Genomic DNA, 14,657 nt, shown 5'->3' with positions numbered 1-14,657 from the left:
ACTGACGTTATCTTTGTTTACAGGACGTGTTATGTCTGTTTGGTTTTTCGCTGCCATCACTCTGATGGGGTTGTTTATCGTACTCTTATCACTGAGTGCATCAAAAGTGAAACCTGCTCAATGGTTTGGCTTTTGCCTGTTAGTACTTGTCGTGACGAGTGCCAGTTTCTTATTGCTGCATCAAACACCGCCTAAACGAATACAAGCGGAAATGTCACGAATGATGACTGCTCGTGACATCATGAAAGAGATTCAAGACCAGTTGCGTGAAGATCCGAACAACGCTGAATTGTGGTTCCAACTCGGGCAGGGCTACCTGCTAGAGGGGGAATTTGACGGCGCGCTGATTTGTTTTGATTACGCGATCCAACTGACTGAGCCAGTCAATGCCACGCAACTTGCTGCGAAAGCGACGACCTTGTACTACATTCACCAGCAATCAATGACGCAAGAAGTCAGTTTGCTTCTAGAACAAGCTCTACAGATAGAACCGCATAATGAAGCGGCTTTGTCTTTGATCGCAAATGATCATTTTCTGTCATTCCGATTTCAGGAAGCGATTGATGCCTGGGTACTATTATTAGATTCTAATGATCCAAATTTAGATAGGGTGCAAATCATTAACTCTATTAACAAAGCAAAAGAGCTATTGTAAGCGTACAATTTAACAAGCAATAGAGAGAAAGGTGGGCAACGAATGAAAAATAAAGCACTAAGCATATTGGTTTTGCTGTGCGGCTCTGTGCTGGCGGGTTGTAGCTCTTCCGATCATTCTGGCTCTTCCTCTATGGTTTATTATTCATCGGGTTATTACGATCCGTGGTGGTACGATCATGACGACTACTGGATTTATTACTATCCGGGCTGTTGCGATAACGACGATGAATACAAAGAGAAACTGGAAGAGTGGTGGAATGGTTTAGATGAAGACCAACAGCAATCCATCAAAGACAAAGTCGAAGATTGGAAAGACGATGATATGTCCGCCAATATCGATAACATGAAACGCCAACTCGACGATCATTGGCAATCATTGCCTGACGAGCAAAAGCAAGAGATTAAAACCAAATGGGAGAATCGTCCGGAACGTATTGAGCCAGCGACTTTACAAGACAAAGCGGTAAAAGAAAAGGTTCAACAAAGAAAAGCATTACCGGAAACGAAGATCCAGCGTCCAGTTGCTCGTCCAAATGTGCAGATACCTAAAGCACGTCCAAATATTCAGCCTAGACCGAGGCTTCCTCGTCGCTAGTACGTTCGATTTTGTCTCTCGATAGAATCGGGGATGAAGAAATAAAGATAACAAAGAAACAAATAAACAAAAAAAAGGGGCGTTCAGTACGCCCTTTGTTGTATCTATAAACTAACCTCTGCAAGTTAGACTAATATGTGGCTTCGCGTTCAGCTGCTGCTTTATCCCATTCTGGTGCCACCGTTTCTAGGAAGTGTTTCTTGTCTGCGTTCATCTTATCCATATCCATGCCCAGTGCTTGCTGTGCTTTCGCTTTGGTCGAGATATCTGGAATTTGAACAGGGTCAGTAATGCCTTTGGTTGCCAGTAAGCGAACCAACTTGGTACGGGCGTCAGCAGCGCGGTCAACTGCAGTACCAAGTACTTCTAATGCTACCTCAGGAGCATGCATGTGGACACCGTGAGAAGCAATCGCGTAGTCCCAACGCCATTGTGCGTGGCGAATATCTTGTAGGATAGGTTCCATCTCTGCTTCTGTTGCACCTGCTTTCCACGCTGCGCCTGCTTCAAAGTGTGCCGCTACGATTTGCTTCTCAGCGGTTAGCTTCATGTTCAATACTTGCGCTTTGCGAGTCGAGACGATGCCTTGTAGCTGCTCTTTAGGTTGGGTATGGCATTGCGCACAGGTGTCTTCAAAACGATCAAATGGGTTACCCACTTTGTGGTCTGTGTAGACTGTACCGTCTTCTTTGGTCACTTTAGGCATGTGGCAGTCCACACACACCACTTTGTTTTTACCATGAATACCCGCTCTCCAAGTTTCGAAACCTGGGTGTTGTGCTTTTAGCATCGGCGCTTTAGATACGGCATGCGTCCAATCTTTGAAATTCAACGCGTCATAGTATTTCTCCATGTCATTAACGGTGGTGCCCATGTCCCATGGGAACTTAACCGCTTTAGTCGGGCCGGTGAAGTAGTATTCAACGTGACATTGAGCGCAGACCGATGCTTGCTTATCTAGGCGAGATTGTTCATCAAAGTTTTTACCAATAGTATCAAAAGCACGCTCGACGTATGGGCGAGTCAGTGCTAGCGCAGGTTCGCCTTTCTTGAAGGCTTCAGAGCCTGTGTTGTGGCAATCGGAACAACCGATAGGGTTGACGATTTCTGAGCCTAAGCGTGCCCATTTACCTTCGAAATAACCGTCTTCACCACGTTCATCAATCACGCGAGCAACGTCAGGGCTTTTACAGCTCCAACAGGCCATTGGCATAGGCCCGGACTTCTCGTCGGTTGGTGCGCCGGTACGTAAGGTTTGACGAACATCATCAAGTGCGTAAAAGTGACCGCGCGCTTTGTTGTAGTCTTTTGCGAAGCCGTAGCCAGCCCATAAGATCACCATGTTTGGGTCTTCACTTAGAGCATCTTCAATGTGCTCACTTTCGGATGTTGCTTTCCAAGAATGGTATTGATCAGGGTGGTTCTGTTCAAAGACATCGTTACGAGGATCGATAAAATCCTTCTCTTCTGCCGCTAACGGAGCGTCAACCAAAAATAATTGGCTGGCGAATAAGGTCGCAACCGCAATAGGTGCGCTCATCCAGTGTTTTATGCTCACAGTGTTATCTCCATATTCGTTTTTATTAGCAGCGTTGTGAGGAGCTATTCCAAATAAGAACTGGAGATCTACGATTAATAATATTGCTTAATTGGATAGATGAAATAGTGAGTGAATCTTGTCTTGTTTTAGATCAATTTACACCAGTGATCTCAGTCATGTTTGAATTTATATACCTCCAAAGTGGTAGTTGTTAAGTCATTGTTCTGCAATGCTTTGAGTTTTTAACCTTTTTAAAAATAGGGTGATTTAGTTCGCTTTTTGAGCAGGCGTTTCTACCCCTTATGAATAATAGAGGTATTATAAATATAGGTTTAGCGTTGTGGCTTTCCGAAATAAGAATTGATGTCATTTGAAGATCTAAAAAATATCTTCAGAGGAAATTAATTGTCGCTCAAATAAATAATTGAGAATAGTTATCAATTATTATCGAGCTAAGGAAAGAACAATATGGGCAATATAAAATTGACCATAGAGACAATGCTGAAACTTCTCTTCATCTTTGCCATCTATGGTTTCTCCATCGCCGCCCATGCGACTTCTTCAGAGCCGATTGAAGGTGCTCAAGCTGAGCGTCATCAAGTCGAGTTGATCCGTGACCGAGACTACAAGTGTCTTCAATGTCACAAGGACGCCAAAGAGACTCTGAATCTATCGCATGATTCGCAAGCGTTATTGAGTCAAGGTAAGCAACTCAATTGCACTAACTGCCATAGCAACATCGGCCCTGATCACCGTGAAGGCGCGCCTGATGTGATTAAGTTTTCTGCCGCGCAATCGAAAGAGGTACACGACAAAGTGTTCCTTGATCCAAGCATGATTCTTAAAGCCAACAGCCAATGTGTGGATTGCCATGCACCGACACAACTGAGAGAGAGCCACTGGACGCACGATGTGCACGCCAAAAACCTCACTTGTTCAAATTGCCACGATGTACACGCAGCGAAAACCAAAGCGTTGTCGTACGACAGAAAACAACTGATCAAGCAGTGTGTGGATTGTCACTCTGAATTTGCCGTCGAACCTGAACTTGCCAAAGAAGAGGAGAGATAGCATGAAATGTTCGAGAAGAAACTTTTTAGCCGGCAGCGGCGCGTTGATTTTAACTACAGGCGTTGCAGGCACTTCCGTTGTTAGCTCCTCTCTTTATGCCAGCAACAGTGAACAAGCGAAACGTATGGGTATGGTTCATGATGAAAATGCCTGCATTGGCTGTACCGCTTGTACCGATGCTTGTCGCGAAGTAAATAAAGTCCCTGAAGGCGTAACGCGACTTAAAATTCATCGCAGTGAACCGATTGGCGAATTTCCAGATGTGGAATACCAGTTTACTCGCGAATCCTGTCAGCACTGTGATAACCCACCATGTGTGTACGTTTGTCCAACAGGCGCTGCATACAAAGATGAAGCGACCGGCATCGTGGATGTGCACAAAGAGAAATGTGTCGGATGTGGTTATTGCCTTGCCGCTTGCCCTTACCAAGTGCGCTTCTTTAATCCAGTCGATCACTCTGCGGATAAATGTAACTTCTGCCGTGATACCAACCTAGCGCAAGGTAAACAGCCAGCTTGCGTGGAATCTTGCCCAACAAAAGCACTCATCTTTGGTGATTTGAATGACCCAACTAGCGAGGTGAGCAAAGCTATCGAAAGCCATGTTGTCTATCGCGATAAATCGCATTTAGGTACGCAACCTAAACTGTACAAAATTCCGCATAGCAAAGGGGAGGTGTCATCATGAACGGCTTCGAAAGTGCATTCCACTTTGACTCGTTAGTCTGGGATTGGATCATCGCGATTTACTTATTCCTTGCTGGGATGTCAGCAGGTGCGGTGATGATTTCTATCTATTTAAAACGCAAAGTGATTGAAGGTGATCCCGCAAACAACGGCATCATGAAAGCTATGGCTTGGCTTGCGCCATTTGGCATCATTGCTGGGTTGGCAATTTTGATTTTCCATTTAACCAAGCCTTTAGAGTTTTGGAAGATCATGATCTACTACAACCCAACGTCTGTGATGTCGATGGGCGTGATCTTGTTCCAAGTGTACATGCTGGTGCTGTTTGTTTGGATCGGCGTTATCTTCCGCCATCAAATCATCAGCTTTTGTGAGGGTAAGTTACCGAGCAAACTGTTGGATTTTGCCGATGGCATTTTGATTAAGGCGGGGAAAGCCAACAACGCAATTGAATTGTTCTTGGGCTTCTTAGCCATCGTGCTTGCAGCGTACACTGGCTTTCTATTGTCTGCATTGAAGACTTACCCAATGCTAAACAATCCAGTACTGCCAATCTTGTTCCTGTTCTCTAGTTTGTCCTCGGGTGCAGCGGCATGCTTGATGTTCGGCATCTTGGTGTTTAAAGAGTCGACCAGCAGCCCAAGTGTGTCTTGGGTGCACGGATTTGAACGCCCTGTAGTGTTGTTTGAGTTGTTTGTCTTAGTGACATTCTTTACTGGACTGATCTTCAGCGGTGGTCAGAACGAAGTCGCGGCTTGGAATGCTATTTCGAGTGGATTCTGGGCTCAATGGTTCTGGGTTGGGGTAGTGTTCATCGGCATGATTACGCCTTTGACTCTCAATTGGTTAACGCCTTCAGAAGTGCGCCATAAAGGCAGTTACGTTTTTGTGGTCACGACGTTGAGCTTGGTCGGCGTACTTATGCTGCGTACTTTCATTCTATATGCCGGTCAAATGACCATAGTGTAAGGGGGAGAAATGGAGGCTGAGCTAGGGTTCTTCTTACTGATATTGGTGGCTGTAACATCGACTTGTGCATCGCTTCTGCATTGGCTACGTCGTGCTATGGGTAAGAAGGCGACATTGCCGCATCAAGTCGCGATGTCCCACATCATTAGCTTAGCTTCCATCATTTGTTTAGCACTTCTGATCGTCTGCTTCGTGCAAGACAACTTCGCGTTGGAATATGTTGTTACGCATTCCAACAGTCAACTTCCCGTGGCGTTCAAAATTGCTGCCGCTTGGGGTGGGCACCAAGGCTCCATGTTGTTTTGGGTCGTCACCCTGAGTTTATGGGCGTCGTTTATTGCATTTAAGTCACCGCTCAATGCCCAATATACTTGTGACTGTTTAGGAATCATGAACGTTCTTATTGCGACATTTGCTTGGTTCACGTTAATGACCTCTAACCCGTTCGAGTATGCCCAAGTATTGGCGTCGGAAGGACGAGATCTAAACCCAATGTTGCAAGATGTTGGGCTTATCATTCATCCACCATTGCTTTATCTCGGTTATGTTGGTTACGCAGCAATATTAGCTTTTGCATTAGCGGCGCTATTGGGTAAACAACCGATGAGCGATTGGTATGTGGTCGCTCGTAGCGTAGCGTTTTTTGCATGGGGAACGCTCACGTTGGGCATCTTGGTGGGGTCATGGTGGGCGTACAATGAGTTAGGATGGGGCGGCTGGTGGTTTTGGGACCCTGTTGAGAACGCTTCTTTGCTTCCTTGGCTTACCGGTACTGCTTTGTTGCACAGCGGTGTTGTCGCAACACGTAACAGAGGCGCAATTTGGAGCACCTATGCATTGGCGTTTGCTACGTTCAGCCTAAGCATTTTAGGGACATTCGTGGTGCGCTCTGGCGTGCTGACTTCAGTGCACGCTTTTGCGGTGGACCCAACTAAAGGTTTGGTGCTGCTTGGTGTATTGAGCTTGCTTGTCATCATCACTTTTGGCGTATTGATTTTGCGAGGAGAACAACTCCCTCGCTTCAAACTTCAATCTCTAGCGAGTCGAGCTTACACTGCCTATATCGCCAAAGGTCTGCTGGTTATTGCGACTGCCATCGTTTTTCTTGGCACTTTTTATCCGATGGTTTATCAACTGCTCGGCTTAGGGAACATTTCTGTTGGCGCACCTTACTTTAATAGTCTGATCTTCCCATTAAGCATACTGGCTCTGATTGCCTTAGCTTTCATGCCGCTGCTGAAATGGACAAAAGGCACAGTGCCGAGTGTAAGCGCTGATATTGCGATCAGTATTGCGTTATCTCTTGTCTCTGGGATCGGGTTTATCTTCTTAGTGCACGCACTGCATTTCGAAGTATTGCTAACCATAATATTGGCTACTTGGGTGATTGTGGCACATCTCGTTATGCTGTTTCGTTGTTCCAATAAGCGCAAACTCATGCCAATCGTGATGGCACATATCGGTTTTGCGCTGGCGGTGAGTGGAGCTGTATTCAACAGTCACTACTCATATGAACACAATTTACGTGTCGAACCCGGCAGTTCTCAACAAAGGGCGGGGATCACTATCGATTATCATGGTATCGAATGGCTGGTGGGGCCAAACTACACCGCTGAACAAGGACAGATCACCTTGCACTTGGAAGATGGCCGCATGTTCAATTTCAACCCGCAAAAGCGCCATTACCCTGTGCGAGTGATGAATATGACCGAGCCTGCGATTCGTTCACTATGGCATGGCGATTATTACGTGACATTGGGTGACAAAGTCGACACTCATGCTTATGCGATTAAAGTTCAGTACCGAGCAGGTATTTGGTGGATATGGTCTGGTGGGTTATTAGCTGTGTTTGGTGCGCTGTTAACCGGCCTAAAGAAAAAGAGAGAGGCTATCAATGCGATCGAGAAATACGCTTAAACTCGCAGGTCTCGTTTTGGCTGTTGCCGTGTTTACTGTAGTAACTGCGATGGCCTTGTCTGAGCGAGCACATGTTGAATTGTCCCCACAACGAAATTTAGAGACACCTAATTTTCGCTCTACTTCTCTGATCTCTGATGACATGGTTTCTGAGCAGCTGTTCAAAAGCGACGGATATAAATTATTGAATGTTTGGGCATCTTGGTGTGGGGTATGCAAGCGAGAGCATGAAAAGTTATTGCAGTTAGCAGAACTTGGTGTGCCTATTATTGGGCTGAATTATAGAGATCAAAAACAAGCCGCTCGTGAATATTTGAGCTCTAAACGAAATCCATATATTGAAGTAATTAGTGACCCTAATGGAAAGCTCGCTGTGGAGCTAGGTGTTATCGGAACGCCGGAAACTTACTTGATTGATCCAAATGGTCGTATATTGATCAAATATCGTGGAGAGCTAACGGCAGATAAATGGAACGATATATTTTCAGGATACTTGAATGTTTCGATTTAATAATCTTCTCCTCACTTTAATCCTATTTATACTATTTTCTCCTTTCACGATAAGTGCGGATTTAGAACAGAATGTTGATCTGTTTGAGTTTCATTCTGTTGAAGTGCAACAGCGTGCAACCTCGCTAGCCAAGACATTACGCTGCCCGCAGTGTCAAAACCAAAACCTTGTCGAGTCTAATGCACAGGCGGCCAAAGACCTGAGGTTGAAAGTGTATACGATGGCCAATGAAGGCAGCTCAGATCAAGAAATAAAGGACTATCTAGTTGCTCGTTATGGGAATATTGTTCTGTATCAACCACCATTAAATTATTCCACGGCGCTGTTGTGGATCTTTCCTGTGCTATTTTTGATCTTTTTTGTCTTATATTCGATCCGAATGGTGAAGCGTAATTAATGTGACCGTTATTCCACTATTAAAAATAAATTGTGCACTTAACAAGCAGAATGTTATCATTTTTCCGAATTTATGAAGTTTCCAGTATAAAGAAAATAAAAATTTTGAGCTGGATAAGTAATAAAAGAACGAAATAGGTGCACGCAGTGGATTCAGTTATATTACAACTTAAAAAAGACTTCTATTCGCAGATTCGTGCATTGCAATCACCGAACCTGCCTCAAGTTACTTCAACGCTCGCCGTGTTGACCGACGAGGAAATCCAAGAACTCGAAGCAGTTTGGATTGAACTCGCCGTTTGGAAGCGCAGTCAGACCCATTAAAAGATAGACCAAACGACCTTCTTGAAACCCCAGACAAAATTTGTCTGGGGTTTTTTATTGTAGTTTTTTTAAATTGTTATAATATAACAATTGTTCAGTTGGAGAGTGGTTCTCTTTTGCTGTCTTGAGTGGATAACTGCCCTCAATTGTGATCTCTATATTGCAAAATGCGGTATCAGTCCCCATAGTTGAAGAGCAACGAGTAAATCCCATGAATGCAATAACGAAAACGCATCAAGCGCATCAAGCAATAAATCGAGTGAGTATAGATATGGCGGAAGTACGTGCCAGAGTAGATTTTAAAGTCGGGGCAAAAAGTAACATTGATGCCGAAATTCTGTCTTTCCATGGTCTGAAGACAGACAAAGAGCATGTTGCTATTATCTTTAAACAAGCGGACCAAACTCAGGACATGCCTTTAGTTCGTATGCACTCTGAGTGTTTGACAGGCGATGTGTTCCACTCTTCACGCTGTGACTGTGGTGAGCAACTAGAAGAGACGATCAATCGCATGGGCGAGTCCGGTGGTATCATCTTGTATCTCCGTCAGGAAGGTCGTGGTATTGGCTTGTACAATAAGATCGATGCATACCGCTTACAAAGCCAGGGCATGAACACGTACGAAGCTAACAACCATTTGGGCTTTGATGATGACCTGCGTGATTTCACAGAAGCAGCACAAATGCTAGAAGCTTTAGGCGTGAATAAGATCCGCCTCGTGACGAACAACCCTAAGAAAATTCGTGAGTTATCTGAGTACGGAATTGAAATTGGCGAGGTTGTCAATACCTCTGCACATATCAAAGATGGCAACGAAAATTATCTGAAGGCAAAAGTCTCTCACGGAAAACATGACCTAAAGGTTTAATCCTAAAGATAAAACTGACAATAAAGCCTGTGAAAAACCTCATTTTTATGAGGTTTTTTTGTATCTGGAGTTGCAAATAAATTGTAAATTTGTATTATTTCGAGACTAAAGTGCAAATAAGAATAATTAGCACTACCAATACGATAATTGAAAAGCTCAACAAGGATGCTTCAGATGAATGCAAAAAAAGTTTTAGTCCAATCTATTGCTGCATCACTCCTCATTGCCAGTGGTTCTACCGTTGCTGCCACAGTAACTAAACAACAAGTAGTCGAACATTACGCGGACGTTGCCCATGCTGTGTTTGCTGATTCAGTAACAACAGCGAAGGCGCTTGACGTAAAAATCGACGAATTTCTAAAATCACCATCAGCGAAAAAGCTTGAAGAAGTAAAACAAGCTTGGCTAGATTCTCGCGTGCCTTACCAACAGTCTGAAGTTTTCCGTTTTGGTAACGCGATTGTTGACGATTGGGAAGGTCAGTTAAACGCGTGGCCACTTGATGAAGGTCTGATCGACTACGTAGCAGCGGACTACCAATACGAATTGGGTAACGAAGGTGCGGCTGCGAACATCATCGCAAACACAAGTCTGCAGATTGGTGCTTCTAAACTGGACGTTTCAAAAATTACGCCAGAATTACTAGCAGATTTAAACGAAGTAGGTGGTTCTGAGGCAAACGTTGCATCAGGTTACCACGCGATTGAATTCTTGCTTTGGGGCCAAGACCTAAACGGCACTAACGCAGGCGCAGGTCAACGCGCTTACACTGATTTCGTTGTGGGTTCTGAGTGTACGAATGGCCATTGTGAGCGTCGTGGAGAGTACCTAAAAGCAGCCGCTGATCTACTGGTTCAAGACCTTGAGTGGATGGAAAAGCAGTGGTCTGCTGAAGTAAAAGGTAACTACCGTGAAGAGCTACTGAACGACTCAGCGGACAATGGTCTACGTAAGATGCTATTCGGCATGGGTTCTCTTTCTCTAGGTGAGCTAGCGGGTGAGCGCATGAAAGTGGCACTAGAAGCGAACTCAACTGAAGACGAGCACGATTGTTTCTCAGACAACACGCATAATTCTCACTACTACAACGAGCAAGGCATCTACAACGTTTACACAGGTACATACAAAGGTGTAAACGGCAAAGAGCTATCTGGTCCAAGTATTGCTGATCTTGTTGCTCAAAAAGATAAGAAAGCCGCGACCGACATTCAAAAGCAGTTTGATACAACACTTAGCCAAGTTGGTGAGCTAGTGACTTCTGCAGAGAAGAATAACCAGCATTTTGACCAACTTATTGCGGCGGGTAACGCACAAGGCAACGCGCTGGTAAACGACACCATCATGTCGTTGGTAGCGCAAACTGGTGCGATTGAGCGAGCGGCAAACATTGTCGGCATCGACAGCCTAAGCCCTGATACTGCTGACCACGAGTTTTAATAAGAAAACCATAATAAATAAGGGCTCTTTGTGAGCCCTTTTGCCGTTTGAGCTCGTTGTTATCACCCTTGTTGTCTATGTAGAGCAATGATATGAAGCCATACCTAATTTCTGCGCTAGCCGCGATCCTTTCTTCTTCTGCCATGGCTTACGATGTTAAGTCTGGTGGCAAAACCAGTGTTAAAAAAGATGGCGCGAATGCCTATTCTCTTCCTGCTGCCAACCTGCCGATGAGCAAACGCCTAGATTTTAGTGTGGGTAACAGCTTTTTCCGCAACCCTTGGGTACAAGCGCCAGCGTCAACAGACGCTCGTGATGGCCTAGGTCCGCTTTTTAACACCAATGGTTGTCAGAACTGTCACATCAAAGACGGTCGTGGTCATCCGCCAGAGAAAGATGATTTACATGCCGTGTCTATGTTAGTGCGCTTAAGCATTCCTGCGATGACGCCAGAACAAAAGAAAGCCTACATCAAAGACGGTGGCATACCTGAGCCGACTTATGGTGGTCAGCTTCAAGATTTCGCCCTGCAGGATCAAACGCCAGAAGGCAAAATCGAAATCACTTACACCGATGTCCCAGTGAAATTTAAAGACGGTACGACGGTGACGCTAAGAAAACCTCATTTGAACATTACCGATCTGGGTTACGGCGATATGCACCCTGATACCGAGTTCTCAGCACGCGTGGCACCGCCAATGATCGGCCTTGGTTTGTTAGAGAGTATTCCCGACGAAACGCTACTTGCTTGGGCTGATGAACAAGATGCCGACAAAGACGGTATCTCAGGCAAAGTCAATAAGGTGTGGGATATTGAGAAGGACGACTTCTCGATTGGTCGTTTTGGCTGGAAAGCAGGACAACCGACGCTAATGCAGCAAAATGCAGCAGCATTTAATGGCGATGTGGGTCTTACGAGCCATTTATTCCCAAATGAAAACTGTACCTCGAAACAAAGCATTTGTGACGACATGCCAAATGGCGGCAAACCAGAAGTGAGTGAAAATATTCTCGACTTCGTAGAGTTTTACAGCCAGCACTTAGCTGTACCTATTCGCCGTAATGTCAATGACCCTAACGTGAAACTTGGTCAGCAAATCTTTGCTGCGTCTGGCTGTGAAAGCTGCCACAAGACCAGTGTTAAAACGGCGAAACGACCAGAGTTACCAGCGCTTTCTGAGCAGCTTATCCACCCATACACCGACATGCTTTTGCATGACATGGGTGAAGGCTTAGCCGATAACCGTCCGGAATATCAAGCAAACGGCCGCGAGTGGCGAACAGCACCGCTATGGGGCATTGGTTATACCGAAGAAGTAAACGGACACACTTACTTTCTACATGATGGCCGCGCTCGTAACCTGATGGAAGCGGTGTTGTGGCACGGCGGCGAAGCTGAAACGGCGAAACAAAACGTCTTAGCACTGAACAAAAAAGAACGTGACGCATTGATTGCGTTTCTGAATTCTCTATAAGGAAGCAGCCATGAAAAAAACACTGTTAGTGAGTGCGATTGCCGCAACGTTAAGTTTGGTTGGTTGCCAATCGACCGTCGGTTCGAGCTCTGCCAAGCCTGAGAGTACAAGCCATATTTCTCAAAGCGTGTACGAGGTCGAGTTTCAATCAGCTCAGACGTTTTTAGCGCAAACCACAGAACTTGAACAACGCTTCGCAGATTACTGCGCATCAGAGTCGAAAGATGATGCACAAGTAAAACAGCAATGGCATCAAACGATGCTTGCGTGGATGGCATTACAAGGTCAAGAACGTGGCCCTGCTTCGGCGTTGGAGCAAAGCTGGAATGTTCAGTTTTGGCCAGATAAAAAGAACACCACTGGTCGCAAAATGTCTGTACTGACTAAATCTGATCAAGCTTGGAGTGCAGAAGATATTTCCACCCAAAGTGTCACCGTGCAAGGTTTAGGGGCATTGGAGTGGCTGCTTTACGATAAAGCGTCGACCTTATCTAGCAACAGCAATACTTGTGCGACAGGCGTAGCGATTGCAGAAAACCTTGATAATAAAGCGCAGATCATCGCGGATTCTTGGGCAGAGAACCCTTGGAAATCGCTGGAGATGACGGAATGGGAATCTGAGTACATTTCACTGCTTTCGAATCAGCTTGAATATAGCATGAAGAAGTTGAGCCGACCGCTAGCGAAGATTGGTAAGCCTCGCCCGTATTTCTCAGAATCGTGGCGTTCAGAGACCTCGCTTTCAAACCTAAAAGCCAACCTTCAAGGGATGGAAGCGTTGTACTTTGCTAACGGGAATGGTCTAGATGCGCTACTAAGAGAGCAAGGCCATGAAGATCTCGCAGACCGTGTCGTTCATCAGTTTGAAATGGCGTTAGAAACTTGGCCTGAAGATAAGAGCTTGTTTGCTGCACTTCAAACAAAAGAAGGCTATCGCATGGTGCTTGCTCAATACAATAAGCTAGAGCAATTGAAGTACCTGATTCACGAAGAAGTCGCGATCGAGCTTGGCGTGGTTATAGGATTTAATGCAACCGATGGTGACTGATCAAACCCGCCGAACCTTACTGAAAGCCGCTCTATTCGGGGCGGCTATACCTATGATGCCATTTGGTTGTGCTTCAACAAGCTCACGTGAACCTGCGTTGATCGGCTGTTCTATCATTGGTCGAGATAAATTCGCAGTGGTGGTGGCGGATGAGCATGGTATGCCGCTATCTTCATTGCCGATTCCTGGGCGTGGTCACGGTGTGGCAACAAACCAACAAGGCCACGCCGTAGTTTTTGGTCGTCGACCAGGTACTTTCTTCATGGTGTTTGATTATCGCTCAGAGCAGATGATCAAACTGCAACTAGCAAAGTCAAATCGTCATTTCTATGGGCATGGCGTTTACTCCCATGACGGCACATTACTATTTGCCACAGAAGGTGAGAGGGGGACAAGCCGTGGGATCATTGGTGTTTATGATGTACAGAAGCAATATCAAAAGATCGATGAGTTAACGGGTTTTGGTCTTGGTCCTCATGAAGTGATCATGATGCCTGATGGCGCATTAGCGATTGGCGTCGGTGGCGTACACACCAACGGCCGTGAACCTCTCAATCTTGATAGCATGAGACCTAGCCTGAGTTACCTTTCACAGGAAGGGGAGCTATTGGATCAAGTGTCTTTACCGGATCATAAGTTGAGTATTCGCCATTTAGCTCATGATGGTGCGGAAACCGTGCTTTGTGGTCAGCAATATCGTGGTGAGCCGGACGAGTATCCAGCCTTGATCGCCATGCACACGCGTGGTGGTGAAATGCAAGATCTTCAAGCTGAGCCTGAAGAGTGGGCGCGTTTCAATCACTACGTTGCGAGTATTGCAGCAACCGATGAATGGATCTTAGCCACTTCGCCTCCGGGCAGTTGTTATGGTATATGGTCTAAATCTACGGGCAAATTGGTCGAGCTAAGTGCGTTACCAGATGCCTCTGGTGTTGTGGTCTATGGCGATGAGTTCCGAGTCAGTTCTGGGGCGGGAAAAGTGGTTGAACAAAGGCCTGAAGAGTCAAAAAATACCTTCGCGAGCGGTGTGCAATGGGATAACCATTGGTCGAGAATTACCTAGAAAGATCATTGAGTAAGCACTTATTGAGAATTTTGTTGTCGTTTTCGGCATCAGATTCTTAATTTTAAACCTGCAAGCTGTGAGATATTTGCCATACTT

At 45.5% G+C, this 14,657-nt stretch carries 15 protein-coding genes; 14 read left to right on the top strand and 1 reads right to left on the bottom strand.

What is annotated here, in order from left to right:
• Positions 1-31 precede the first annotated feature (31 nt).
• Together R7Q47_RS14830 and R7Q47_RS14825 are read left to right on the top strand one after the other, a co-directional pair.
• The gene (locus R7Q47_RS14830) at positions 32-655 is read left to right on the top strand and encodes a tetratricopeptide repeat protein (RefSeq protein WP_047103267.1); all 624 of its coding nucleotides are present in this window, start codon (positions 32-34) and stop codon (positions 653-655) included.
• Positions 656-697: 42 nt separating this feature from the next.
• Positions 698-1,252, top strand: a complete 555-nt coding sequence (locus R7Q47_RS14825) for a hypothetical protein (protein ID WP_047103266.1) — start codon at positions 698-700, stop codon at positions 1,250-1,252.
• A 130-nt stretch (positions 1,253-1,382) separates the two neighbouring features.
• Here R7Q47_RS14825 and nrfA read toward each other — a convergent pair whose 3' ends face one another.
• Entirely contained in the window at positions 1,383-2,810 is a 1,428-nt protein-coding gene (nrfA, locus tag R7Q47_RS14820; RefSeq protein WP_213969743.1) for an ammonia-forming nitrite reductase cytochrome c552 subunit, read from the bottom strand.
• Positions 2,811-3,260: 450 nt separating this feature from the next.
• Here nrfA and nrfB point away from each other — a divergent pair, with 450 nt between their 5' ends.
• The 12 genes from nrfB to R7Q47_RS14760 all read left to right on the top strand — a co-directional run bounded on the left by nrfB (position 3,261) and on the right by R7Q47_RS14760 (position 14,558).
• On the top strand, positions 3,261-3,863 hold the full coding sequence (gene nrfB / locus R7Q47_RS14815) for a cytochrome c nitrite reductase pentaheme subunit (protein ID WP_031781070.1): 603 nt from the start codon (positions 3,261-3,263) through the stop codon (positions 3,861-3,863).
• Between the two features lies 1 nt (position 3,864).
• Entirely contained in the window at positions 3,865-4,551 is a 687-nt protein-coding gene (gene nrfC, locus R7Q47_RS14810) for a cytochrome c nitrite reductase Fe-S protein (protein ID WP_017636123.1), read from the top strand.
• Complete coding sequence (gene nrfD / locus R7Q47_RS14805; RefSeq protein WP_005386801.1) at positions 4,548-5,519, top strand: cytochrome c nitrite reductase subunit NrfD; 972 nt, start codon at positions 4,548-4,550, stop codon at positions 5,517-5,519. The genes nrfC and nrfD overlap by 4 nt, the downstream gene beginning before the upstream one ends.
• 9 nt (positions 5,520-5,528) lie before the next feature.
• Positions 5,529-7,436 carry a heme lyase CcmF/NrfE family subunit gene (locus R7Q47_RS14800; protein ID WP_005386802.1) on the top strand — a complete coding sequence of 636 codons (1,908 nt, stop codon included), beginning with the start codon at positions 5,529-5,531 and terminating at the stop codon, positions 7,434-7,436.
• Complete coding sequence (locus R7Q47_RS14795; protein WP_031781071.1) at positions 7,414-7,947, top strand: DsbE family thiol:disulfide interchange protein; 534 nt, start codon at positions 7,414-7,416, stop codon at positions 7,945-7,947. Before R7Q47_RS14800 ends, R7Q47_RS14795 begins: the two co-directional genes overlap by 23 nt.
• Complete coding sequence (gene nrfF, locus R7Q47_RS14790) at positions 7,934-8,344, top strand: heme lyase NrfEFG subunit NrfF (RefSeq protein ID WP_017636119.1); 411 nt, start codon at positions 7,934-7,936, stop codon at positions 8,342-8,344. The genes R7Q47_RS14795 and nrfF overlap by 14 nt, the downstream gene beginning before the upstream one ends.
• A gap of 146 nt (positions 8,345-8,490) precedes the next feature.
• Positions 8,491-8,667 carry a hypothetical protein gene (locus R7Q47_RS14785; protein ID WP_020480909.1) on the top strand — a complete coding sequence of 59 codons (177 nt, stop codon included), beginning with the start codon at positions 8,491-8,493 and terminating at the stop codon, positions 8,665-8,667.
• A gap of 271 nt (positions 8,668-8,938) precedes the next feature.
• Positions 8,939-9,535 carry a GTP cyclohydrolase II gene (locus tag R7Q47_RS14780; RefSeq protein WP_025767283.1) on the top strand — a complete coding sequence of 199 codons (597 nt, stop codon included), beginning with the start codon at positions 8,939-8,941 and terminating at the stop codon, positions 9,533-9,535.
• 174 nt (positions 9,536-9,709) lie between these two features.
• Positions 9,710-10,972, top strand: coding sequence for an imelysin family protein (locus tag R7Q47_RS14775; RefSeq protein ID WP_199266795.1), 1,263 nt, complete (start codon positions 9,710-9,712; stop codon positions 10,970-10,972).
• 92 nt (positions 10,973-11,064) lie between these two features.
• Positions 11,065-12,447, top strand: a complete 1,383-nt coding sequence (locus R7Q47_RS14770) for a di-heme oxidoredictase family protein (RefSeq protein WP_054577024.1) — start codon at positions 11,065-11,067, stop codon at positions 12,445-12,447.
• 10 nt (positions 12,448-12,457) lie between these two features.
• Positions 12,458-13,495: an imelysin family protein gene (locus R7Q47_RS14765; RefSeq protein WP_213962742.1), complete on the top strand. Its 1,038-nt coding sequence runs from the start codon at positions 12,458-12,460 to the stop codon at positions 13,493-13,495.
• Positions 13,476-14,558, top strand: a complete 1,083-nt coding sequence (locus R7Q47_RS14760; RefSeq protein ID WP_318089223.1) for a DUF1513 domain-containing protein — start codon at positions 13,476-13,478, stop codon at positions 14,556-14,558. Before R7Q47_RS14765 ends, R7Q47_RS14760 begins: the two co-directional genes overlap by 20 nt.
• The last annotated feature ends 99 nt before the right edge of the window (positions 14,559-14,657 follow it).

It is taken from the genome of Vibrio sp. Vb0349 (assembly GCF_033338975.1).
Note: the sequence above shows the minus strand (reverse complement) of the source record. Positions and strands in the feature narration are given on the sequence as shown.